Source organism: Archangium lansingense (genome assembly GCF_026626635.1).
Taxonomy (GTDB): domain Bacteria; phylum Myxococcota; class Myxococcia; order Myxococcales; family Myxococcaceae; genus Archangium; species Archangium lansingense.
Window position 1 is genome coordinate 7,714,365 of record NZ_JAPNKA010000001.1, and the last position, 23,199, is coordinate 7,737,563.

At 68.4% G+C, this 23,199-nt stretch carries 13 protein-coding genes; 10 read left to right on the forward strand and 3 right to left on the reverse strand.

Annotated features, from left to right (window positions below; genetic code table 11):
- Positions 1-5 precede the first annotated feature (5 nt).
- Positions 6-938, reverse strand: a complete 933-nt coding sequence (locus OV287_RS30795) for a GNAT family N-acetyltransferase (protein ID WP_267537619.1) — start codon at positions 936-938, stop codon at positions 6-8.
- Between the two features lie 185 nt (positions 939-1,123).
- Here OV287_RS30795 and OV287_RS30800 point away from each other — a divergent pair, with 185 nt between their 5' ends.
- Together OV287_RS30800 and OV287_RS30805 are read left to right on the forward strand one after the other, a co-directional pair.
- The gene (locus OV287_RS30800) at positions 1,124-1,945 is read left to right on the forward strand and encodes an aspartyl/asparaginyl beta-hydroxylase domain-containing protein (protein WP_267537620.1); all 822 of its coding nucleotides are present in this window, start codon (positions 1,124-1,126) and stop codon (positions 1,943-1,945) included.
- Between the two features lie 284 nt (positions 1,946-2,229).
- Complete coding sequence (locus OV287_RS30805; protein ID WP_267537621.1) at positions 2,230-7,989, forward strand: AAA family ATPase; 5,760 nt, start codon at positions 2,230-2,232, stop codon at positions 7,987-7,989.
- A 32-nt stretch (positions 7,990-8,021) separates the two neighbouring features.
- On the opposite strand, the gene OV287_RS30810 is transcribed toward OV287_RS30805, so the two are convergent.
- Positions 8,022-9,620: a serine/threonine protein kinase gene (locus OV287_RS30810; protein WP_267537622.1), complete on the reverse strand. Its 1,599-nt coding sequence runs from the start codon at positions 9,618-9,620 to the stop codon at positions 8,022-8,024.
- 283 nt (positions 9,621-9,903) lie between these two features.
- On the opposite strand from OV287_RS30810, the gene OV287_RS30815 reads away from it, so the two are divergent.
- Entirely contained in the window at positions 9,904-14,991 is a 5,088-nt protein-coding gene (locus tag OV287_RS30815) for an Adventurous gliding motility protein K (RefSeq protein ID WP_267537623.1), read from the forward strand.
- 36 nt (positions 14,992-15,027) lie between these two features.
- Here OV287_RS30815 and OV287_RS30820 read toward each other — a convergent pair whose 3' ends face one another.
- On the reverse strand, positions 15,028-15,711 hold the full coding sequence (locus OV287_RS30820; protein WP_267537624.1) for a hypothetical protein: 684 nt from the start codon (positions 15,709-15,711) through the stop codon (positions 15,028-15,030).
- Between the two features lie 485 nt (positions 15,712-16,196).
- Between OV287_RS30820 and OV287_RS30825 the strand changes: the two genes are divergently transcribed.
- The 7 genes from OV287_RS30825 (at position 16,197) to OV287_RS30855 (ending at position 22,731) form a co-directional block, all read left to right on the forward strand.
- Entirely contained in the window at positions 16,197-18,023 is a 1,827-nt protein-coding gene (locus tag OV287_RS30825; protein ID WP_267537625.1) for an ATP-binding protein, read from the forward strand.
- A 252-nt stretch (positions 18,024-18,275) separates the two neighbouring features.
- On the forward strand, positions 18,276-19,535 hold the full coding sequence (locus tag OV287_RS30830; protein ID WP_267537626.1) for a tyrosine-type recombinase/integrase: 1,260 nt from the start codon (positions 18,276-18,278) through the stop codon (positions 19,533-19,535).
- Positions 19,536-19,546: 11 nt separating this feature from the next.
- Complete coding sequence (locus OV287_RS30835; protein ID WP_267537627.1) at positions 19,547-20,152, forward strand: hypothetical protein; 606 nt, start codon at positions 19,547-19,549, stop codon at positions 20,150-20,152.
- Positions 20,153-20,278: 126 nt separating this feature from the next.
- Complete coding sequence (locus OV287_RS30840; protein ID WP_267537628.1) at positions 20,279-20,470, forward strand: helix-turn-helix domain-containing protein; 192 nt, start codon at positions 20,279-20,281, stop codon at positions 20,468-20,470.
- Positions 20,467-20,685: a hypothetical protein gene (locus tag OV287_RS30845; RefSeq protein WP_267537629.1), complete on the forward strand. Its 219-nt coding sequence runs from the start codon at positions 20,467-20,469 to the stop codon at positions 20,683-20,685. Before OV287_RS30840 ends, OV287_RS30845 begins: the two co-directional genes overlap by 4 nt.
- Before the next feature lie 86 nt (positions 20,686-20,771).
- Entirely contained in the window at positions 20,772-21,278 is a 507-nt protein-coding gene (locus OV287_RS30850; RefSeq protein ID WP_267537630.1) for a bifunctional DNA primase/polymerase, read from the forward strand.
- Complete coding sequence (locus OV287_RS30855) at positions 21,268-22,731, forward strand: AAA family ATPase (protein ID WP_267537631.1); 1,464 nt, start codon at positions 21,268-21,270, stop codon at positions 22,729-22,731. Before OV287_RS30850 ends, OV287_RS30855 begins: the two co-directional genes overlap by 11 nt.
- Positions 22,732-23,199 lie beyond the last annotated feature (468 nt).

Sequence of the window (23,199 nt, forward strand, 5' to 3'; positions counted from 1 at the left end):
GCTCCTCACTTGAGAGGAGGCTGCACTTCTCTACGAGGCCACGGACGGCGAGCGGCACGCATGAGGTGGAGCACCTGATACCCGAGCCCGCGGTACAGCCGCACCGCGGGTTCATTCTCCGCTCGGGCGACGAGGTGCGTCACCTTCACCTCGTCCCAGGAGAACATCCACCGCAGCGCCGCCGCCACCAGCTTCCTCCCCAGGCCCCGGCCGCGCGCCCGCTCCGCGATGGCGACGTGCTCGATGAAGCCTTCGCCAAACTCCGGCTGCACCTTCGCGAAGACGTACCCGAGCAGCTCCGGCCCATCCGTGAGCACCAGCAACCGATGGTGCTCGTCCTGCTTCTCCAGCAGCTGCTCGCCCGTCAGCCAGGAGACGGGCCACAGCTCATGATGGAGCACCTTCAGCGCGTCGTGGTGGGCCGGCGTGAGTGACTCCGCCGTCTCATGCGGCACCTCCGTCATGCCGCTCCGCTCGAAACGGAGGACATAGGACTCCCCCGCCGAGGCGAAACCCCAGCGCACCGCCGCCTCGTGACAGCGTGTGTTGCGAACGTCGTAGTACAGCTCCAGCTCTCGCACGTGCTCGGGGAGTAGCGGGCACACCGCCGCGAAGAGCGCATCCGCCACGGCGTGCCAGGCCTCGTGCTCCACCTGCGGTCCGAAAAGCCACGCCCTGCCCATCCGTGCGTCCGTGTCGAAACCGAACGCCCCCACCAGCCGCTCGCCCTCGAACGCCAGCCGGAACGTGTCCACCGGCACCGGGCTCAGCCGCGCCAGCGTGTCCACCATCATCTCCGGCGTGTCGTCGCAGTAGCCGATGTGCCGCTCGGGCTCGCGGTTGAGCCGCGCGAGAAAGGGCGCGAGCACCGTCGCCACTTGCTCCCGTGCGACCGGACGCAGCGTGAACTCCTTTGCCTCTGAGCGGAGAGCGGCCATGCGACTCGGGACGAGAGCAGGGACACCGGCGCCACGCAAGCCCCTCCTCCATCACCCCTCCCGAGCCCCACCTCACCTCGTTGATGTCAGCCCTCCACCTGAAAATCCTCCCGCCTGTTCCCCCCGCCGCCAGAGCCTGGCGGCGCAGCTGCCGCTCACCTGTCCGAGCACGCGTGAGAGACACCATGGCCATCGACATTCCCGAGATGCTTTCTCCCGAAGCCGCCGAGAAGGTCCAGTCCGTCCTTGGCGAGTGCATCGCCAAGCATGGAGAGGCAAAGCTCCACCGCATCCTTGAAGGTCTGCAGATCGCCTTCGGCGAGAAGGAGCCGCGGTACCCGCACCCGCTCCAGCGGCCCGAGCTCCTCTACATCCCAGGCCTGCCCTCCAAGCCGTGGTACTCGCCGGACGAGTACCCCTCCCTGAAGCACGCGACACGCACGCTCGAGGCCAGCGCGTCCGCCATGCGCGAGGAGTACCTGCGCGCCAGCACCGAGCAGAGCCACCTCGCCACCTACATGCCGGGCAAGCACGAGAAGTTCTACACCCTCCAGGACGACAGCCAGTGGATGGCCCTGTTCCTCCGGAAGGAGGGCAAGCTCAACGCGAGCAACCTCCAGGCCTGCCCGGAGACGGCCCGCGTCATCGACTCACTGGCCCCCCTGCTCATGTCCGATGGCGAGGCGTTCTTCTCCGTCCTCAAGCCCGGCACCGTGCTGCCGCCACACCATGACGCGACCAACTGCAAGCTGACCATCCACATGGCCATCACCATCCCGCCGGACTGCGGCATCCGCGTCGGCGGCGAGGAGCGCCAGTGGACCGAGGGCCGCTGCGTCGTCTTCGATGACACCTTCCTCCACGAGGCCTGGAACAAGAGCACGCAGACCCGCATCTGCTTCATCATGGACGTGTGGCACCCGGCCCTCAGCGAGGAAGAGATCGACACGCTCCGGGCCCTCATCGCCGCCGTCCCGCGCAACAGAGCCCAGGCCCCCGCCGCCTGAACAGCTTCGGCCGCACGGCCTTGCGGGCCCCAGCCGTCTCCTCCTCCGCCTCCTTGCACCAGCCCGCCGCCGAGCAAGAGGGCCCCCATTCCGTCTAGACTTTCCAAGAAGTAACGGACAAGCGCCCCACTCCGAGCGTGGAGAGCGGCCAGGGGCACCTCCCCGGGGTGCCTCTCCATCCAGATGTTCAGAAGGGAGCGGGAGCGGCAAGGCCGTACTGCTGAGCCATCGTGGCGCCGGAACGGAATGCGCCGCGCCAGGGAGCTCCCGCCCGTGGGGGTCGCATGGTGCAGCAACCACCCGGCGAGGGCCATCCGTCTTCCGCCTCTCGAAGCGCCCAGGAGCTCCACCGCGGACGCCGGTTCATCGTGTCTCGCGTGTGGAGGGAAGCCGGCGTCTCCCTGGTGCTCAAGCAGGCCAGGCAGGGCCCCCTCGCCTCGAGCAGCCTCGCCATGCTCCACCACGAGTTCGGCCTGCTGCGGGAATTGGAGGCGTTGGGCGTCGCAGGCGTGGTGAGGCCCCGGGCCCTGGAGGACGTGGCAGGAGCCCCAGCGCTCGTTCTCGAGGACGCCGGGCCCCATGACCTCCGGGAGTGGCTGAAACACAACCCCATCGAGCCCGACACCTTCCTGGAGCTGGCTGTCCAACTGGCGGAGATCCTGGGAAACCTTCACCGGCTCCGTGTCATCCACCGGGACCTCAATCCCACCAACGTCATCGTGGCGGCTGGGACGCGCCACCTGACCGTCCTCGACTTCGACCTCGCCACCCGGGTTGCAGCAGCCACCCCACCTACGAGCATCCGCGGCGAGCTCGAATCGGCGCTGCCCTACATCGCTCCGGAGCTCACCGGCCGCATGGACCGCCCCGTCGACGCTCGCGCGGACCTCTACTCCCTGGGCGCCACCTTCTACGAGCTGCTCACCGGCCAGCCGCCCTTCACCTCCACCGACCCCGTCGAGCTCGTGCACTCCCACCTGGCACGGCCTCCCCTTCCCCCGGCCCACGCCAACCCCAAGGTCCCCGCGCTTCTCTCGGACCTCGTCCTCAAGCTGCTCGCCAAGATGCCCGAGGAGCGCTACCAGAGCGCCGACTCCCTCCTGGCTGACCTTCAAGAAGCCCAGAGGCACCAGCGGGCCTCCGGTGTGATGGAGGCGTTCGAGCTGGGTCGGCTCGATGCGGCGCGACAGCTCCCCATCTCGGAGCAGCTCTACGGGCGCGAGCGCGAACTGGCGCAGCTCGAGGCTGCCCTGGAGCGGGTCCGGGCGGGCTCGAACGAAACGGTGGTCGTTTCCGGCGCGGCGGGCATCGGCAAGTCCACGCTCGTCCAGGCGCTTCGCCCACACCTCGGGCGCGGGGGCTGGTTCCTCACCGGCAAGCTCGACCAGCTCCGGGGCAACGTGCCCTATGCCCCGTGGGTGGACTCCTTCCAGGGCTTCATCCACGGGTTGTTGAACGAACCGGCCGACATCCAGGACCTGTGGCGGCGCCGGCTCCTGGAGGTGCTGGGCACCCAGGGCCGTGTCCTTCTGGCCCTCGCCCCCGGGTTGGAGAAGCTCACCGGCGCGCTGCCTCCCGTGCCCGAGCTCCAGCCGCAGGATGCCGAGAACCGCCTGCGCCTCATGTTCCGGACGTTCATCCGGGCTCTCGCCACCCCCGAGCATCCGCTCGTGCTCTTCCTGGACGACCTCCAGTGGGCCGACTCCGCCTCGCTCGCGCTCTTCCAGAGCCTCGCTTCCGACCCGGACTCCCACCACGTGCTGCTCGTTGGCTCCTACCGTCCCGACGAGGTCGGCCCGGAACATCCGGCCGCACAAACTCTCGCGGCCCTCCAGAAGGCGGGAGCAGCCGTCCACTCCATCGAGCTGCATCCCCTGGAGCTCGGTGCACTCACGAACCTCTTCGTCGACACCCTGCACCGCGACCCCCGGCAGCTCCAGCCCCTGGCGGAGCTCGTGCTGCACAAGACCGCGGGCAACCCCTTCTTCGTCACCCGCTTCCTGCGCTACCTCCACCACTCCGGCCTGCTGCGCTTCGACGCCGAGCACAGCTCGTGGGAGTGGGACCTCTCCGGGATTGCCCAGGTGGAGGTCACCGAGAACGTGGTCGAGCTCATGCTCGCCACCATCCGCCAGCTTCCCGAGCGCACCCAGCGTGTCCTGGAGGTCGCCGCCTGCCTGGGCAATCGCGTCGAGCTCCCACTCCTCGCCGCGCTGATGAACATGTCCGAGGGCGACACGGCCGCGGCGCTCTGGAGCGCCATCCAGCAAGGACTCCTCGTCCCGGGCAGCATCAGTCCGCCGCGCACAAGCTCCGACGCGCAAGCCGCCGGAGAGAACCCGTGGCACGAAGCCGTCTACCGTTTCGCGCACGACCGCATTCAGCAGGCCACGTACTCCCTGCTCTCCGAGCCCCAGAAGAAACGGCTCCACCTCGAGGCGGGACGCCTGCTCCAGGCAGCCTCCAAGCGTGAATCCGATGAGCGGCTCTTCGATGTGGTCGACCAGCTCGACCTGGGCGCGGAGCTGGTGACCGATGAAGCCGAGCGGCTGGAGCTGGCCCGGCTCAACCTCCGGGCCGGAAGCAGGGCCAAGGCGGCGTCGGCCTTCAGCTCCGCGCTGAAATACCTGACGCTCGGGCTCGGCTTCCTCCCACTGCAGGCCTGGCGGGAGGCCTACGCGCTGACCTTCCGCCTCCACCGCGAGGCGGCCGAGTGCGCCTACCTCGCGGGCGATCAGGTGTCCGCCGAGGGGCTCACCTCCTCCGCCCTGGCCCATGCCGCATCCCGCCTCGAGAAGGCGGACCTCTATACCCTCCGGGTGCTCGCCTGCATGGCCAGACAGGTCTACCCGGAGGCACTCCAGTGGGGACGCGAGGGGTTGCGGTTGTTCGGAATGGAGCTGCCGGAGAAGCAGGACGTGCCCCGGGCCTTCGCGGACGAGCTCGCCGCGGTGAAGCAGAACCTCCGGGGCCGCTCGACCCAGCAGCTCCTCGACGCCCCCCGGATGGAGGAGTCGGAACAGCTCGCCTGCGCACGGCTCCTCTCGGAGGTCAGCGCGGCGGTCTACTTCTTCGACCCGCCCCTGTACACCCTCCTCAACGCCCGCGCCGTCAACCTCACGTTGAGGCATGGCAACACGATCTACGCCGCTCCGATGTATGCCACGTATGGAATGCTGCTGGGGAGGCTCGAGGGTGACTATGCAACTGCCTTCGCCTTCGGCCACCTGGGTATCGAGCTGAGCCAGCGCTACCCCGATCCACGGCAGGAGTGGAGAACGCGCATCACGGTCGCGGTGAGTGTGAACCATTGGAGAGCACCGCTGCGCACCAGTGTGCCGCTCTACCGCCGGTGTTTCGCGGCCGCGCTCGAGAGCGGAGATGTCCACTCCGCCGGCTACGCGGTCCCAGCGATGGTGAGTACCCTGTTCTCGATGGGCACCGCACTGTCCCGCGTGCTCTCCGAGGCTGAAACGGGCCTTGCCTTCCTCCGCAAGTCCAGCCTCTCCGGAATGCAGGCTCAGCTCCTGGGCCTGCGCCAGGCCATCCGATGCCTGCAGGGCCGGACTCGCAAGCACGCTCGCTTCGACGACGACGAGTTCGACGAGAGCGTCATCCTCGCATCGAGCCTGAAGCCCCCCCTCTTGCTCTGCAGGTACAAGATCCTGCGCCTCCAGGCGTGCTATCTCCTGGGCGACCTCGAAGAGGCCCAGGAGATGTCCCGGGAAGCAAGCCCTCTGCTCGACGCCATCCAGGGGTATTACTTCGTCGCGGAACACAACTTCTACACCTCGCTGACCCTGGCGGCCTGCTGCGACAGGAGCACCCCCGAGCAGAGGGCCTTGCTCCTGGAACAACTCGCCGCCCACCAGCGCCGGCTCGGCGTCTGGGCTGACAACTGCCCGGAGAACTTCCGCCACAAGCATCAGCTCATCAGCGCCGAGCTCGCCCGTCTCGAGGGGCGTCATCTGGAGGCTCTGAGGCTCTACGAGCTGGCCATCGAGGGCGCCCATCGCGAGGAGTTCCTCCAGGACGAGGCGCTCGCCAACGAACTGGCCGGCCGCTACTACCACGCCGTCGGCGGCAAGCGGCTGGCCTCGGGTTACCTGCGCGCCGCTCTCGAGGGCTATACCCACTGGGGCGCTCGAGCCAAGGTCTCCGCTCTCGAGGAAGAGTTCCCCGGCCTCGTCCCCGTCGAGCCCTCCTTCAGTGTGGCCACGAACGGCAACCCGGAGCGTGCTGAGCCGACAGGCTCTGCGCTCGACCTCCTCACCCTGCTCAAGGCCTCCGAGACGCTCGTGAGCGAGGTCGTGCTGGAGCGTCTGTTCGAGAAGCTCATGACGGTGTGTCTGGAGGCCGCCGGAGCCCAGCGCGGTGCCCTCATGCTCGAGGAGAAGGACACCCTCATGCTTCGAGCGGTGGGCTCCGTCTCCGAGCCCATCTCACTGGTACAAGCCCCTTTGAAGGACTCGAGCCAGGTCCCCATCTCCGTCATCGAGCAGGCCCGCCGATCGGGGGAGCCCCTCGTCCTCGCCGATGCCTCCCACCAGGGCGCCTTCGTCTCCGATCCCTACATCGCCCGGCACGGCGTGAAGTCCGCCCTCACCATTCCCATCCAACGGCCCTCCAGGACCGTCGGCGTCCTCTACCTCGAGAACAACCTCGCCACCCGCGTCTTCACCCCCGAGCGCGTCCGCATGCTGCGCCTGCTCTCCTCCCAGATCGCCATCTCCCTGGAGAACAGCCTCTTCTTCGGACGGCTGCGCATCGAGGTGGACGAACGCACGCGGGCCGAACAGGCCGTGCGCTTCCTGGCCGAGTGGAGCCTGATGCTGGCCGAGTCCCTGGACTTCGAGACCACCCTGGCCAAGGTCACGCGCTCCGTCGTCCCCTACCTGGCTGACTGGTGCGTCGTCGATGTGGTCGAGAAGGACGGCACCATCCGCCCGGTGACGATGGCCCATGCCGATCCCGCCAAAGAGAAGCTCCTGCGCGAGCTCATGCAGAAATATCCTCCCTCCTGGGACTCACCCGAGACACTCTCCCGCGCGCTTCGGACGGGACAACCCGTTCTCCTCGCCGACATCGACGAGGGGGTCGCGCGGCAGGTCAACCCCAGCCGCCAGGAAGGCTATTTCGACCTCCTCCGCGCCATCGAGGTCCGCACGGGCATGATCGTGCCGCTGGTTGCCCGGGGAAAGACTCTCGGGGCCATCATCTTCGCGTCTTCGACCGAGGGCCGCCGCTACGGAGAGGCCGAGCTGCACCTGGCCCAGGAACTGGCTCGCCGCGCCGCCGTCAGCATCGACAACGCACGGCTCTACGGCGAATCCCAGGCCGCCATCCAGCTGCGCAACGAATTCCTCTCCGTCGCTGCTCATGAGCTCTACACCCCCATCACCTCGCTCCGCCTCTCTGTCCAGGGCCTCTTGCGCCGCTCTGGCCCCGAGCTTCCCGAGTCCCTCACTCGCAGCATCCGCAGCGCCGAGGCCCAGACCCGCAGGCTCGCGAAGTTGATTGACGAGTTGCTCGATGTCACCCGCATCCAGGCCGGGCGCCTCCACCTCCACCTGGAACGGGTCGACCTCGCCTCCGTCGTCCGCGACGTCGTCGAGCGCATGCACGAACCCATCTCCCGGGCCCAATGCTCGCTCTCGCTCCGTCTCCAGGAGGAGGTCACGGGCCACTGGGACCGCACCCGGCTGGAGCAGGTCATCACCAATCTGCTCTCCAACGCCCTCAAGTTCGCCGCAGGCAAACCCATCTCCATCTCCCTCGAGCGCTTCGCGGACACCGCCCGGCTGCGCGTCAGCGACCAGGGCATCGGCATCCCTCCGGACCGTCTGCCCCATATCTTCGAGCGCTTCGAGCGCGCCGTCTCCGTCGAGCACTACGGCGGCCTCGGACTGGGCCTGCACATCGTGCGGGAGATCGTCTCCGCGCTCGGCGGCTCGGTGCGCGCCGAGAGCAAGCCCGGTGAGGGAACCACCCTGACAATGGAGCTGCCCTGCGCCGGCCCCCCTCCTCCGAGCATCGGTCCCTAGGAGCAGCGCCACGTCCTTCTGGAGGCGCACCCTCACTGCGCGGCTGCGCCTCCCACCTTCACACCGGGCGGCATGACACTCACGCCCAGCTCGGCGGCGAGTGCCTCCAGGGCCGACGAAGCCAGCCGCGGATCCTCCCGCAGGCGGCCGAGCACCCGCGCCGATTCCGCCACGCCAGGCCTGGCGCTCTGCACCTGGGCGACGAAGGCCGCCGCGCACAGCAGGGCCCTCGCGGCGCACCCCTCGGGCGGGCCAGAATCGCGCCCCGCGAGCAGTACCGTGGAGAGGAGCTCACCCACCTCCAGGCACCCGTCCACGAGCATGCGCACCCGCGCGAGCGAGGGGAGGACGAAGCGCCGGGGTGTCTCCAACCGCGCGGCGAGCACGAGCGTACGGGCCGCCAGCACCGCCAGCTCCTCCTCTCCGTTCCCGCCCCCCAACCGCGCCACGCAGCGGCGGGTCAGCCGTATCAACAGGGGCGCCACCTGCGCACCTCCCCCGGTCAGCATCAGGGCCTCGTCGAACAGCCGGGCCTGAAATTCCTGGGGCGGTACCGAGGCCCGGCGCCTGGGCGTTTCCAGCACCTCCTCCCCAGCTTCCTCGAGAGCCGCATCCGGGGGCGGTGGCGGTTCAACCGGGTACAACACCGGCGGCGGCCCCATCGGGACGCGCCTCCTGGCCATCACCGGATCCATCCGGACGATGTGTGGCATGACGGGTGGACGCGGCGGCGTACGCTCCATCAGGGACAGCTCCTCCCCATGCACGACCCCGCCTGCCTCCAGGAGCGAACGGCGCGCGGGGAAGGCGCGGGCGAAGAGGTGGGCGAGGTCCAGGTGGTCCACGACGAGCTGACGCTCCACGAGGAAGCTCCGCAGGGTGTCCGCGAAAACGCGCGCCGAGCGGATGCGGGCCTCGGGATCGGCCGCGAAGGACTGGAGCAGCATGACCCAGAGCGAGGGCGGGCACCCGGGCAGCGGTTCGAGGCTGCGCTCGTCAAAGGCGCCAATGTGGTGGATGGCCTGCGGAGGCGAGCCCGCGAAGAGGGGCCGTCCCGCCAGCAGCTCATAGAGGAGCAACCCGAGACGGAAGACGTCGCCACGTACATCCGCGGGGCGGCCTCGGGCCTGCTCGGGCGTGAGGTAGGGCGGATCGCTCCGGGAGGCTCCGCCCGTGTCGACGAGCTTCACCTCGCCGCCCCGGGAGAGCCACACGTGGCTGGGGTGGAGGCCCCGATTGCAGGCGCGCGCCTGGTGAAGACTGGCGAGGCCCTCGGCCACCTGCAGGACGATGAAGCACATCTCACGCAGGCCGATCACCAGCCCTCGCGCCCGCGCCGCGAGCAGCGCGCCCAGTTGCTCCCCGTCCACGAACTCCAGGACCCGACAGGGCTGCTCGCCTCCGCTCAGGCCCGCCTCAATCACCCGCAGGACATTCTCATGCGCCAGCGTGGCGGACGTCCGCGCTGAACCCAAGAAGAGGTCCACGAAGGGGACATCCCGCGCGACCGCTGGCAGCAGGCGCTCGAGGACGACCGGAGACTCCACTCCCCCCGCCCCCGTCCTCCTGGCGAGGAAGACCTCGGCCGCCGGGTTCACCGCGAGTCTGCGAGCAATGCGATAGGTTCCCACGAGCGCCCCCGGCGTCCCGCCACCACCCGCGCGCCCCCCTGGCTCCGCCCTGGAACCGGGCAACCCGGGCCTCGCCTGGAAGCTAGGAAGCCCTCCCGCTCCGGCACCCTGCCTCACGGTACGGGTTGCGCGCCCTACAACGAACGCTGGCCTGCCCTCCGAGCCTGCAAGTCAGGCAAAATTCCAAGAAAGTCGGGAACTTGAGGGGCTTCCGAGCACATGGTACGACCTCGAAAGGCGTGTGACTTTTCGCCTTGTTTCCCCTGACGGAGCCGGTCTTCTCATGAGCGAGCGCAACGATCTGTCGAGGATGCCTTCCTCGTCCTCTCCAGGTGTGTCCTCCCCCGGTGTCCCCGTGGCCGCCGTCACGCTGGGAGGAACGCCCACCCGCCCGGTCGCCACCGAGGCCCTCGCCACCAACCTCTCCACGATCCCCGCGGCCTCCAGCCCCGAGCAAGAGGCCCGCGAGCGCATTGCCACCCTGGAGCGTGAGGCGCGCGCCCTCGGCAACGAGCCCCAGGCCGCCCTCCTCTTCCATGAGATGGGCCGGCTGTACGAGGACCCCCTCAAGAACCCGCGCAACGCCGCCATGGCCTACAACCAGGCCTACCGGCTCGCCCCCCGGTTCCTCGCCAACCTCCGCGCCGCGCGCCGCCTCTTCGCCGACGTGGGCAACTGGCAGATGGCCGTCCAGCTCCTCGAGGCCGAGCTGAACGCCACCGAGACCCCCAGTGAGCGCGCCGCCCTCCTCTTCGAGAAGGGCATCCTGCTCGAGGAGCGTCTGTCGCGCGAGGCGGACGCCACCGCTGCCTTCCAGCAATGTCTGGAGCTCCGCCCCCAGGAGGCCTCGCTACTCACCCAGCTCGAGGCCATCTACGCCACGCGCAATGACTACCCCTCGCTCGTCGAGGTGTACCGGCTGATGGCCACCGCGCTGGAGACGCCCGCGCTGCGCGCCCACTACCTCACCACCGCGGGCCTGGTGCTCGAGGAGCGCCTCAAGCGTCCGGACCAGGCCGCCGCCTGCTTCCGCGAGGCCTTCACCCTGGACCGCACGGACCAGCTCCTGCTCAACGCCCTCAAGCGCGTGGCCCTGCGCGAAGGCCGTGCCGAGGAGCTGCTCGAGGTCCTCACCGCCGAGGCCGAGGTGCTCGGGCCCCAGGGCGCTCCCGCCTGGCTCCAGCTGTGCAAGATGTATGAGCGGCTCGGGCGCAAGGAGGAGGCGCTGGCCGCCCTGCTCGACGCGCGCCGCGTGAGCCCCAACGAGTCCCTCATCCTCTCCGCGCTCGCCAACATCTATGAGACGCGCCAGCGCTTCGAGGAGCTCGCCGACGTGCTGCTCGCCTGGGTGGGCAGCATCAACGACGAGAGCGAGCTGGTGGCCATCAACCTGCGCCTGGCGGCCCTCTACGAGGAGGACCTCAAGCGCGAAGTGGAGGCCATCTCCCGCTACCAAGCCATCCTCGCCCGCATCCCCGGCCACGCCGCCGCGCTCGCCGGCCTGGGCAAGCTCTTCTACCGCATGCACAACTGGGAAGGCCTCGTCTCCGTCTTCGACGCCGAGACCGCCGCCAGCCCGGATCCCAAGGAAAAGGCCGCTCGCATGTTCAAGGCGGCCGAGATCCTCGAGGAGCGGCTGGGCCGGCAGGAAGAGGCCATCCAGCGCTACAACACCTGCCTCCAGCTCCAGCCGGGCTACCTCCCCGCCCAGAAGGCCCTCACCCGCCTCTACGAGCGCCAGAGCCGCTTCGCCGAGCTCGTGGCCATGTACGAGCAGGACCTGCTCCAGACGCAGGACCGCGATCAGCTCATCACCACGCTCAACAAGGTCGCCGTCATCTACGAGGACCGGCTGAGCGATCTGGACCACGCCATCGAGTGCATGCGGCGCATCCTCGACCTGGCGTCGGATCACCTGCCCACCATCCGCAACCTGTCGCGGCTGTTGGAGCGCGCCGGGCGCTTCCAGGAGCTCATCCGCAACCAGGAGCTGGAGGCCTCGCTGGTGGGCGACACCAAGCAGGTGCTCTCGCTCTACCACCGCAACGCGGAGCTCCTCGACGAGAACCTGAAGGATCGCTCGGGCGCCATCGCCGCCTACGAGCGGGTGCTGACGCTGACGCCCTCGTACCTGCCAGCGCTCAAGGCCCTGGGCCGGCTGTACGCGCAGGAGAGCAAGTGGGACCTGCTCATCCGCATGTACCGGGCCGAGGCGGAGTTCTCCCCCTCTCCCGAGGCCGCCGCGGCGCTCATCTACAAGATTGGCGAGCTGTGCGAGCACCGGCTCAAGGACGAGCACCAGGCCGTCGCCTCCTACCAGGAGGTGCTGACGCTGGCGCCGAGCCACTTCCCGGCGCTGCGCGCGCTGGCGCGGCTGTACAAGGCCCAGGGGGCGTGGGAGAGCCTCATCGAGGTGCTGCGCGCCGAGGCCGCCAACCGGACGGATCCGATGGAGCGGGCCAACGCCCTCTACCACGCGGCCACCATCTGGGAGGATCAGCTCAAGCGGCCGGAGATGGCCATCGAGGTGTTCCAGGAGGTGCTGCGGATGGCGCCGGGCCACACCGCCACGCTGCGCGCCCTGGAGCGGCTGTACCTGGCCGACGAGGACGTGAAGGAGCTGGTGGGGCTGCTGGACCGCGAGACGCAGATGGCCCAGACACCGGGCGCCAAGGTCGCCGCGTACACGAAGTTGGCGCGGCTGTACCTGGACCACTTCCAGGAGCCCGCGCGCGCGGCCCAGTGCTGCGAGGCGGTGCTGGCGCTGGAGCCCGGCCACCTGTCGGCCCTCAAGACGCTGGAGCGCATCCGCGCGGGTGACCGAGCGCGCCGCGGCGAGCTGCGCCTGCGCCTGGCCGACGTGGTGAAGGACGGACGCCTGAGCACCGCGCTGCGGGTGAACGCCGCCACCGATCTGGACAAGGGCACCGACGTGGAAGCCCTGCGCCGCGCCGTGGCGGAGAACCCCCGGGACGTGCGGCTCGCCTTCTACCTGGAGCGCGCCCTGCGCCAGGTGGGTGACGCCGCGGGCCTGTCCGAGCTCTACATGCGCCGGCTCCAGGTCGTCTCCGAGGAGCTGGAGCGCGTGGAGCTGATGCTGCGCTGCGCGGAGCTGGACGAGACGCGGCTGAACAACCTCCACCGCGCCGAGCAGGCCTACCGCGCCGCGCTGCAGCTTCAGCCGCAGTGCCTGCCCGCCATCCAGGGCCTGCGCCGCCTGCTGTCCCGCCGCGGGGACGCCGCCTCTGCCCGCGTGCTGCTGGAGAGCGAGGCTCGCGTTGCCAAGGATCCCCGCAGCGCCATCGAGGCCTTCGTCGCCGCGGCCCGGCTCGCCGCGGGCCCGCTGCAGGACTCGGAGGGCGCCATCGCCCTGTACCGCCAGGCGCTGGAGAAGGATCCACTGGACGCCCAGGCCACCTCGGGTCTGGAGGATCTGCTGGCCGCGCGCGGTGGAGCCGCGGACCTGGCCATGCTGCAGGAGCGGCGCGGTGAGGCCCGGCTGGCCCAGCAGGACCCGGTCTCGGCCGCCGCGGCCTTCTTCGGCGCGGCCAAGACGCACCTCGGCGCGCTGAGCAACCGCACCCGCGCCATGGAGCTGCTCGAGCGCACCCTGACCTTGCAGCCCGCCCACCCGGAGGCATTGGAGCTGCGCGCCCACCTCTTGCTGGAGGATCGCCGCTACGCCGACGCCGCCGCGGCACTCGCCCAGCGCATCCCGCTCGGGGGAGATCCGGCCCTCCTGTCGAAGATGCACCTCACCCTGGGCTCGCTGTACCAGGACCACCTGTCCGAGCCGAGCCGCGCCGCGATGCACCTGCACGCCGCACGTGAGGGCATGCCGCGCAACACCGAGGCCCTGGAGCGCATGGCCGCCCTCTTCCAGCAGGTGCGCAACTGGCAGGGCGCGATGGACTGCCTGCGGCGACTGCTGGAAATGGATCTCCCCGTGGCCGAGCGCGCACGCCACACCGTGTCGCTGGCGCAGATTCACGAGCAGGGGCTGGGAGACGGCGCCTCCGCCTCCACGCTGTACCGTCAGGCGCTGGAGCTCACCCCGGGCGACGCGGTGCTGTTGGATCGACTGGTGGTGCTCTACGAGCGCGCCGGAAACCTGATGGAGCTCTCGCAGATGCTGGAGGCCCAGGCCGCCCAGGCCCAGACTTCTGGCGACATGAAGCGCGCGGCCTCGCTGAAGCTGAAGGTGGCGGACCTGTACGCCGGCCCGCTGGAGGAGCCCAACCGGGCCATCACCCTCTACCGGCACATCGTCGACGCGGACCCGTCCAGCATCCCGGCCCGCTCGGCCCTCGCCACCCTGTACATGCGCGACGCAGCGGCCTCGCAGCTCGCCATCGAGGAGAACCGGCAGTTGCTGAAGCTGGATCCCACCCGGGTGGAGAGCCTGCATGCGCTCTTCCGGCTGTGGGAAGGGACTCGGCAGAACGACAAGGCCTTCTGCGCCTCGGCGGTGCTGCACTTCCTGCGCTCTGCGAACGAGGCCGAGGCCTCCTTCTATACGGAGATGCGCAGCCGGCTGCCTACGGAGACGCAGGAGCGGCTGAGCCAGGCGGACGTGGATGCGGGACTCATCCACCCCTCGGCACGAGGGCCGCTGCTCGAGGTGATGCGGTCCGTGGGAGATCAGCTCAGCCGGATGCACCCGGCGCAGTTCGAGCTGCTCGGAGTGGACCGTAAGACGGACAAGCTCAAGCCGGACCACGCGGTGTTCAAGGCCGTGCGCGCGGTGGCGCAGGTGTTCGGCGTGGAGGAGTTCGAGGTGTACCAGGCCCGCCGCGGGCTCATCGGCCTGGAGACGACCGAGCCACTGAGCGTGTGCGTAGGCCAGGACGTGGTGCGCCGCTTCAACGCCCGCGAGCAGAAGTTCCTCTTTGGCCGCGCCGTGATGGGCCTGCTCAACAAGACGGCGGTGCTCTCCAAGCTGTCGCGCGGCGAGACGCAGGATCTCTTCGGCAACTCGGTTCGCATCTTCGCCCCGCTGTTCACCGCCATGGGACGCAACAACGAGGAGCTGGTGAAGCAGTACCGCCGGGCCTACACGCGCAAGGCGCTCAAGTCGCTGGAGCCAGCCGCCCTGGAGCTGGGGCCCCAGTCCAAGGTGGAGCTGGAGCCCGTGCTGGAGGGCATGGCGTTCTCGGCGGACCGGGCCGGTGTGCTGATGTGCGGCGACGTGTCGGTGGGCCTCACCATGGTGCTGCGCGAGGACCCGAACTTCGCCACCGCCCGCCTGGACAACGCCGAGCCCCTGCTGCAGTCCCTGCGCGAGCGCGTCGACCTGCAGCAGATCCTCGCCTACGTCCTGTCGGACGACTTCATGCGCCTGCGCCAGCGCGTGGGACTGTCTCTGCCGTGACATGAAAACGACCCGAGGTGAGGGGCCCCCCTCCCCTCACCTCGGATCGACCTGCAAACCCTCCGGAGAGGGCTTCGACGGCACCACTCGCTGGATTTCGAGGAGCGCCTCGCTGTCCAGCGCCAGTGCCGTGAAGACGGTGGGCGTCCACGCGCCCTGCCAGAATTGGGGCTGCGTGGGCGGCCCGTGGCGCCAGGCTTCCTCCCTGCGGAAGTTGAGCCCGGCGTTCAGGTAGAGAATCCAGACCTTGAGCGTCAGTCCGGCGTAGAAGTTGGCCGGAAAGCCGTTCCCCCCCAGCCCGACCATGCCCCCCAGGCTGAGCGTCTGGCGGCGATCCCTGCTGTTGAAGTCCACGGGCAGGAACGCGAGCCCTCCCAACACATCCACCTGCAGCGCGTCCGTGTTCCCGGCGGCGGCCTCCGGAGCAGCCCCTCCACCCGCCGACCCGAGCTGGACGTTCTCGAGGCGCCGCAGCCCCACTCCGCCTCCGACGATGAAGCGCAAGAGCTTCCTCTCGTTGCCGACGGCCTCCAGCGCATTCGCCTGGGTCCTGGCCATCGACAACAGCTTCTCCTGCCGCAGGACGCTCTCTCGGAGCTCCCTGTCCTTCTCATCCACTGCCCGGGTCAGCCGCGTCTGCTGCTCCCGGAGTTGAGCGGAAGACTTCTCATCCCGCCCCCGGCCCGAATCGAGTTGCGAGGAGATCCTCTCGAGTTGCACGCTGAGAGCCGAACGCTCCTGGAGCAATTGTTCAATTCGCCTGCTGTGCAAGGCAATCTGGTTTCGGAGATCGTTGACGACCAGTTCCGTGTGGAGGACGACAGGAGGAGGAGCCGGAGCAGCGGGAGTCGTGGGGACGGTACGAATCGCGGGGACGGTGGGAGCCGCGGGTGCGGCGGGCACAGGAGTGCCCTGAGCCAGGACCGGCGCCGCCCAGAGGCACGCGGCCCCCAGGAAGCAGTAGGTGGCTCTCCCCCCTAAGTATTTCCCTCCATGGATCTCGAACATCGTTCCCCCCCCGAGCAATGAGTTCACGAGCACTGTGAAGGACAGGGCGTGATTGGCGCGTGATGGGAGGGCCTGGAGGGGCGCTCCAAAGCGTGACTGCGGCGTGACTGCACCTGGTTTGCGTGCGAGCACCCCGCTCACACCGACCTTGCGGCCCGGCTCACGGGGCGAGAAGAATCCTTAGCTGGAGGGGGTCCATGGATTCGGTTGCCACGCATATCGAGGTGCTTGGACGTGCACGGCTTGTTTCGCCCCAGCATGGCTCCAAGCACCTGGAGCGCAAGGCGGCGGCACTGGTGACCTATCTGGCCATCGAGGGTCCCACCGAGCGCAGACGGCTCGCCAGCCTGTTGTGGCCAGATGCGCCGGACGCGGGCGGCAACCTGCGTCAGCTCCTGTCCAGGCTGCGGCGAGACCTGGGGAAGGACAGCGTCGCGGGGGACAATCCCGTCTGGCTTTGTGAGTGCCTCCTCGTCGACGCCCTGCTCTTCCGGAAGACCTACGAGGCGCGTGATTACGCCACTCTCTCCCACTTCCAGGGCGAGCTGCTCGCCGGTTTCTCCTACGAAGACTGTGGAGAGCTGGATGACTGGCTCCGGATCCAACGCACCCGGTTCCGCTATCAACAATGCCGTGCCATCGAGGCCGAGGCCCTCCGCCTGGAGCAGGAGGGCCAGCTCGAACCAGCGCTCGACGCGGTGCAACGGTTGCTCCAGCTCCAGCCCGGCTCGGAGCAGGCGTGGCAGATGATGATGCGCCTCCACCTGCGGCGCGGAGACCGGGCCTCGGCGCTCCGGGCCTATCGGGATTGCCGCGAACAGCTCCACCGGGAGCTCGGCATCGATCCCTCCCCGGAGACGCGGGCCCTCGTCCAGGAGCTCGAACGGCCCGCGGAACAAGAGCGCCTCCGACCCCGTGTTCCCGAGGAGGTTCCCCTCACGGTGCTCTCCCCGCCGGTGCTGGTCGGCCGCGAGGACGAGTGGGCCGCCCTGGAGGAGTCCTGGGCCGCGGGCCGTCCCATCTACATGCTCGGAGAGGCAGGCATCGGCAAGACTCGGCTGGTCTCCGAGTTTTGCAGTGCCCAGGGCTCCTGGCTCCTCGTCGCGGCCAGGCCCGCGGACCCGTCCACTCCCTACGCGACGAGCGCCCGGATGTGCCGCGCCGTCCTGGGACTGGAGCCGCAGCGGCCCCTGGAGCCCTGGGTGCGGCAGGAGATCACCCGGCTCGTCCCGGAGCTCGCTCCCAGCGCACCGCCCCTGCCCACCAACCCCGAGGAGAAGGCCCGGCTCGCCGAGGCGTTCGCCCGGTTGATCCGCACCTGCTGCGGGGACATGTCGGCCCTGGTGCTCGACGACGCGCACCGCGCGGATCCGGCCAGCCTCGAGCTGCACCTGCGCGTTCAGGATCTGCTGCTGGAGCCGGAGCCGGACGGGGACACGCTGCGGCTGATCACCTGTCTGCGAACGGGCGAGCTGTCCCCCGGTTTCGAGGAGAGACTGCGCGAGCACCGGGAGGCGGGGCTCGCGGCCTGGCTCTCGCTGCAGCCGCTGATGCTGGCCTCCGTCGGCGAGCTGCTCACCCAGATGGGCGTCCCCGGGCTGGAGGCGATCGCTCCGCAGATGGCGAGGTACACGGGCTGCAATCCCCTCTTTCTCATCGAGACGGCCCGGAGCCTCGTCGCGGCCGGCTTCGACGGGAGCTTTCCCGCCGCACCACCCCTGTCCGACCGCGTGACGTGGATCGTCGAGCAGCGGCTCAAGCGGCTCTCTCCGGACGCGCTGCGGCTGGCCCGGACCGTCGCGCTCGCGGGAGCAGACTTCAGCCTGGAGCTGGCCGCCTGCGTGCTGGGACTGAACGCCGAGCAGCTCGCCGCGCCCTGGAAGGAGTTGGAGGAGGCGAAGGTGCTTCGCGGCACCACCTTCACCCAGGGAGTGCTGCGCCGGAGCGTCATCGAGACACTTCCCCAGCCGGTGCGCGAGGCCGTCCAGCAACGCATCGCCGCCTTCCTGCAACCGAGGAGATGACCGCCGGGTGCCAGGGACATTCGGACGCGGGTTCGATTCCCGCCGCCTCCACAAGAAGGACGTCCACGGGCGTCCGGCAGTATACAACGGCATCCGCAAGGGTGCCGTTTTCTTTTTGATTCCGGGCGTTTAGGCGTCCGGGGGCATCTTGTGCCGTCCAGCCACAGCCGGTTACGGTGGGGGTACGATTGGGGTACTCCACCGAACCGAACCGGGAGCGTGGCTATGGCTGGGGGTATCGGCACCAGAGGGATGAACAAGCTGACCGAGCTGGAGGTCAAGGCGCACGTCAAGGCGGTGCGCGCCTGGCGTGAGGCCGGCGTGGAGAAGCCGCCCGAGGGGAAGAGCTGGAAGCTCTTCGACGGCGGGGGTCTGTTCCTGACCGTGACGGCCGCAGGCACGCCCGTCTGGCGCGTGAAGTACGCGTTCGGGGGAAAGACCGGGCGCTACTTCGCTGCAGGCACGTACCCCGAGGTCAGCCTTCAAGCAGCGCGCCTCGCGCGAGCGCGTGTGAAAGCCGACCTTGAGAAAGGGAAGGACCCCGTTCAGGCCCGACGGATGAGCCGCGTTGCTGCGGTCGTTTCCGCGGGGACGACGTTTGAGTCCGTCGCTGAAGCGTGGCTCGCGAAGAGTCGCTCCGGGTGGAGCCAGGCGCATTACGAAACGACCGCCGAGACGCTCGAGCGCTACGCAAAGCCACTCCGGAGCTTTCCAATCGCCGAGATCACCGACCCGATGGTGGGCAAGTTGGTCGAGCACGTGGTCGTAGAGCGCGAGAGCATCGACACCGCGAGGAAGTTGCGCCAGAGCCTGGCAGGCATCTTCCGTTACGCGATGGCGCGCGGGTTCTGTACCCACAATCCAGCGGAGTCCTCCCGCGAGCTGATCCCCCGGAAGCGCCAGATCGGCCGACGGCCCGCGCTCCTTGAGTTTGCAGCGCTCGGGGACATCTTGCGACGGGCGAGCGCGGCGAACCTGTCCCGCGCCGTTCACATGGCGCACCGGCTCTGCGCCTTCTCTGCGGCGCGCGTCGGGAACGTCATCTCCGCAGAGTGGTCCGAGTTCGCGGAACTCGACGCGGAGGTGCCAGCCTGGGTCATTCCACGCGCGAAGATGAAGGCCCAGGATCGCCACCACGACCACCGGGTTATCCTCGGTCCCCCGATCGCGGATGAGCTCAGAGCGTGGCGCAGGATGACCGGCTCAGGGCGCTACCTCTTTCCTTCGCTGACGGATCCGAGCGAGCACATCGTGTCCGAGGCGCTCTCAAAGCTCTACCGCGTGACGCTCGGCCTCAAGAAGACGCACACGCCCCACGGCTATCGAGCAGCGTTCGCCACGCTCGCCAGAGAGAACGGCTTCGATAGAGACGCAGTCGAGATGGCGCTCGATCACGTCCATGCCAGCGAGGTTGTCCGCGCGTATGACCGCGGCGCACGGCTCCCCGAGCGCGTCCGCCTCGCGAACTGGTGGTGCGAACAGCTCGTGCGTGCCGAGCGAGGTGACGAGTGACTCCGGAGTTGATGCGCCGCTATCTCGCAGAGTTTAAAGCTGGGGAAATAGCGCGGACTGAGACGACAGAGCTGATTGCGGCAGAGTTTGCCAGGGTGCTAGGGGGCAAGCGTGGGCGCCCGCCGAAGCCGAGAACAGACAGTCTCACTGTTGGCTTGATGAGGGAACGCAAGCTCAACAAGAAAGGGGTGCCCGCATCGGACAAGCACTCTGTCCTTGAGATGATCGAGCACCTCGCGAACAGACGTGGGCGAGGTGCCACGTTGAGCAAAGCGCTAGAGGAGACGGCGAACGAGTTTGGGATGACAGCAGACGGCGTTCGCAAGCGTTTGGCGCGTGATGGGCTGATGCCGTTCGTGGAAGGGATTGCAGGCGTTAAAGCGAAATACTTTCAGTCCCCCTGGGGGCAGGCGATGGCTTCAATCAGAGAGGAGTTGTTGGATCGCGCCAGGGAAATGGGATTGCCCGTGGAACAAGCGCTCAACGTCCCGCTCTACTTCGAAGAGGACGACGACCGACCTGTTAGCGTTGAGCTTGTTCGGGAGGCTGCGTTCGCTGGGCTTGAGCGGCTGGCTCAGGCCCATAGGAAGAAGGGGAGGCCATCCAAGCGGCGCTAGCTCCCGCCTCTCTCCCGCAAGCCCCTGCGCCAGACGGCGGACAAATAATCTGGAATTATTGTCCGCACGACCCGCGCAACACCGGACAGTACAGTCACGGACGTCACCTCGTTTGGAGACGTCCGCATGAACGACCCACTTCCTACTCCCGCCAGATTCTCGATTCCCGATTCCTGTCGCATCACCGGGCTCGGCCGATCCGCGCTCTACGACCGGATCGCCCGCGGGCTCCTCTGCGTCGTGAAGGACGGCCACCGGACCTTCATCTCCCGCGCCGAGCTCGAGCGCTACCTGAAGGCCTGCGAGGCCGCGCAATGAAGCCCGCGACCGTTGTTCTCGTCGAGGCGAAAGCCGGCATGTGGCAGGCGATCATGAAAGATGGGCGCGAGTACATCCGCGACCCGAACTCGACCGCCGCGTTCCCGCCGTTGGCAGGATGGCCGAGCGCTGAAGCCGCCCACGCAGACCTCACGCGCTGGGGGTACTTGGTGCTCCTGCCTCCGGAGCCGCACTACATCGAGATCAAGGCGTGACCGCACCTTCCGAAAGAACAGAGGCGCCGACCTCCGATGGGTCGGCGCCCCGAGTCCCGATTCCAGAGCACGGAGCCGGCCTGAACATGGTGACGCAAGCAAACGCGCTGCTCACCGCGGCGCTCAAGTATGCAGCCCGCGGCTGGCGTGTGTTCCCTTGCTGGTGGACCGAGAACGGCCGTTGCGCGTGCCCTTCGGGCGCGGCCTGCACCAGCCCCGGCAAGCACCCGCTCACGCGCCACGGCGTCAAGGACGCGAGCACCGACACGGGGCAGATCCGCGCCTGGTGGGGGCGGTGGCCTCCCGCTCACGTCGCAATCGCCACTGGGGCCGAGTCTAGGCTTGTCGTGATCGACCTGGATCGGAAGCCGGGCAAGGACGGCGTCGCGTCGTTGAATGCCCTCGGGCAAGTTCCGGTGACGCTCAGTGCACGTACGGGCTCCGGCGGACTTCACCTCTACTTCAAGCACCCCGGCGGGCGCGTGCCCAGCACCTCTTCGAAAGTGGGGCTCGGGATCGATGTTCGGGCCGATTACGGTTACGTCATTGCCCCGCCGAGTGGACACATCAGCGGGGGACGCTATGAATGGTGAGCTCGCGGCGCTGCCGGCGTTCTTGGCGGCGAGGATCCAGCGCTTCCTCCACGACGTGCCCGACTCCAAGCCTGCCGGGCCGCCGGAGGTCACCCTGACGCCGGAGGTTGAAGCGCAGATCCTCGAGATGGTTGACCGCTATCCCGCTTCACGCGAGGGCGAGGGCGGAAACGCACGCACGCTGCAGTTCTTCATGCGCCTCCGGGATCGCGGGCTCTCTCCCGACCAGGCTATGCAGTTCGGACTTCGCTACAACGACCGGTGCGAGCCCCCCTGGCCTACGGCTGACCTCGAGAAGCTGCGCGACAACGCCTACCGCTACGCCAAGGGGGCGCCCGGCGACCTCCGGCTTGAGCAGGCCAAGTTTGCGTGGGAGCGCTACCAGGGGAAGGCAGACTCGGGCGCTGAGCGGTTCTCCTTCGAGCGAGCGGCGGACCTACTCTCGCGCGTGATTGCTCCGTTGGTCTGGTTCGTCTGTGGGTTCATCCCAGAGAGGTCGGTCCTCGTCATCGCGGGTGAGCCGAAGACTTCGAAGACGTGGCTTGCCCTCACCATGGCGATCGCCGTCTCCGCTCGTAGAGCGCTCTTCAACGTCTTCAAGGTGCCCTGCAACGACCGACACGGAGTCGCGTACTTCGCCCTCGAGGATTCCGAGCGGTCCTTTCGGACGCGCCTCACGGCATTGGCCCGGGGAATGGAACTGGACCCGCTCGAGGCGGTCCGACACATCCACGTGAGGTGCCGAGCGTCGCTGAACCTCTTGGACGACAACGACCTTTGCGGCCTCCTCGCAGCATGCCCGCCGAATCTCGCGCTCTTGGTCATCGACCCGCTGCGCGATGCGCACACGGGCGAGGAGAACAGCTCCGGTGACATGGCCGAAGTCATGAAGCGCCTACGCTTCCTCCGAGATACGCTGGGTTGCTCGGTGCTCTTCATCCACCACAGCGCCAAGGCAGGCCCCGACAAGGCCCAGAGACGTCCCGGCCAACTCATGCGCGGCTCGAGTGCTGTGCATGGTGCGGTGGACGGAGGAATCTATCTGTCGATGACGAAGGCCACCGAAGCCGAGTGGGTCAACACCGTCGTCGTCGAGCTCAAGGCCGGCAAGGGGGCGGGGACGTTCGGGCTCACGCTCAACGTGGAGGACGACGAGAACGGCGAGGCCACGGTCGCACGATGGGCCTACTCGCCGGAGGCCACCGCGAAGGGGCAGGAGGAGCTAGCGGAGAATGCCTCGCGCGTCCTGCAGCAGCTTCGCCGGGCTCACGAGGTGAATCCGCCCGGCCGCCAGGGATTGAGTCGGGAGGCCATTCGGGCGGCCCTTGGAGTCGGCAAGGCGAAAGCATCTGCGGTCGTGGATGAGCTGATCCGGAAGGGGCAGGCCCGGTTTGCCAAGGCTGAGGGCGGGATCGTGTATGTGCCCAACGGGGCGACCAGCGATGCGGACTGATGCAGACTCTTGCGGACCAGTCCGCATCCAAACCCCATGCGGACTGCGGACTCTCCCTTTAGGGGAGTCCGGTCCGGATGGTAGGCCAACGTGAACAGGCTTTCGGGCCGCCAAGCAGTCCGCAAGATGTGATGCCCCCCTCCCGTGGCCTAGGTTCTTCCGAGGGGCCGGAGACTCACGGGTGCGAAAGAGCGCGCTCCCACGCTTGAGAGGGAAAAACCCAGGTGTTTACGGCGGTAACATTTCCCGGGAATGTCAGACACATCGACCGCGTAACTGCGCGGAACGCCTGCCGAAAACCGCCTGGAACACGCTGGAACGCCCGTGTTTAGCGTGGCCGTTCCAGACGTCTAAACCACTCCGTGGGTAGCCAGGCCGCCCGGCCGCGTGCGCCGTGAAATTTCAGGGGCAGAGTTGTGCGCTTTGGAAAAACTGCTAGTGGTGGTTCTACACCCAGAATGAAAGGGA

Coding starts and splice junctions, on each gene's coding strand:
- OV287_RS30850 (WP_267537630.1), top strand. CDS start 20,772: ATGGTGACGCAAGCAAACGCGCTGCTCACCGCGGCGCTCAAGTATGCA.
- OV287_RS30800 (WP_267537620.1), top strand. CDS start 1,124: ATGGCCATCGACATTCCCGAGATGCTTTCTCCCGAAGCCGCCGAGAAG.
- OV287_RS30815 (WP_267537623.1), top strand. CDS start 9,904: ATGAGCGAGCGCAACGATCTGTCGAGGATGCCTTCCTCGTCCTCTCCA.
- OV287_RS30830 (WP_267537626.1), top strand. CDS start 18,276: ATGAACAAGCTGACCGAGCTGGAGGTCAAGGCGCACGTCAAGGCGGTG.
- OV287_RS30845 (WP_267537629.1), top strand. CDS start 20,467: ATGAAGCCCGCGACCGTTGTTCTCGTCGAGGCGAAAGCCGGCATGTGG.
- OV287_RS30835 (WP_267537627.1), top strand. CDS start 19,547: ATGCGCCGCTATCTCGCAGAGTTTAAAGCTGGGGAAATAGCGCGGACT.
- OV287_RS30855 (WP_267537631.1), top strand. CDS start 21,268: ATGAATGGTGAGCTCGCGGCGCTGCCGGCGTTCTTGGCGGCGAGGATC.
- OV287_RS30795 (WP_267537619.1), bottom strand. CDS start 938: ATGGCCGCTCTCCGCTCAGAGGCAAAGGAGTTCACGCTGCGTCCGGTC.
- OV287_RS30840 (WP_267537628.1), top strand. CDS start 20,279: ATGAACGACCCACTTCCTACTCCCGCCAGATTCTCGATTCCCGATTCC.
- OV287_RS30805 (WP_267537621.1), top strand. CDS start 2,230: ATGGTGCAGCAACCACCCGGCGAGGGCCATCCGTCTTCCGCCTCTCGA.
- OV287_RS30825 (WP_267537625.1), top strand. CDS start 16,197: ATGGATTCGGTTGCCACGCATATCGAGGTGCTTGGACGTGCACGGCTT.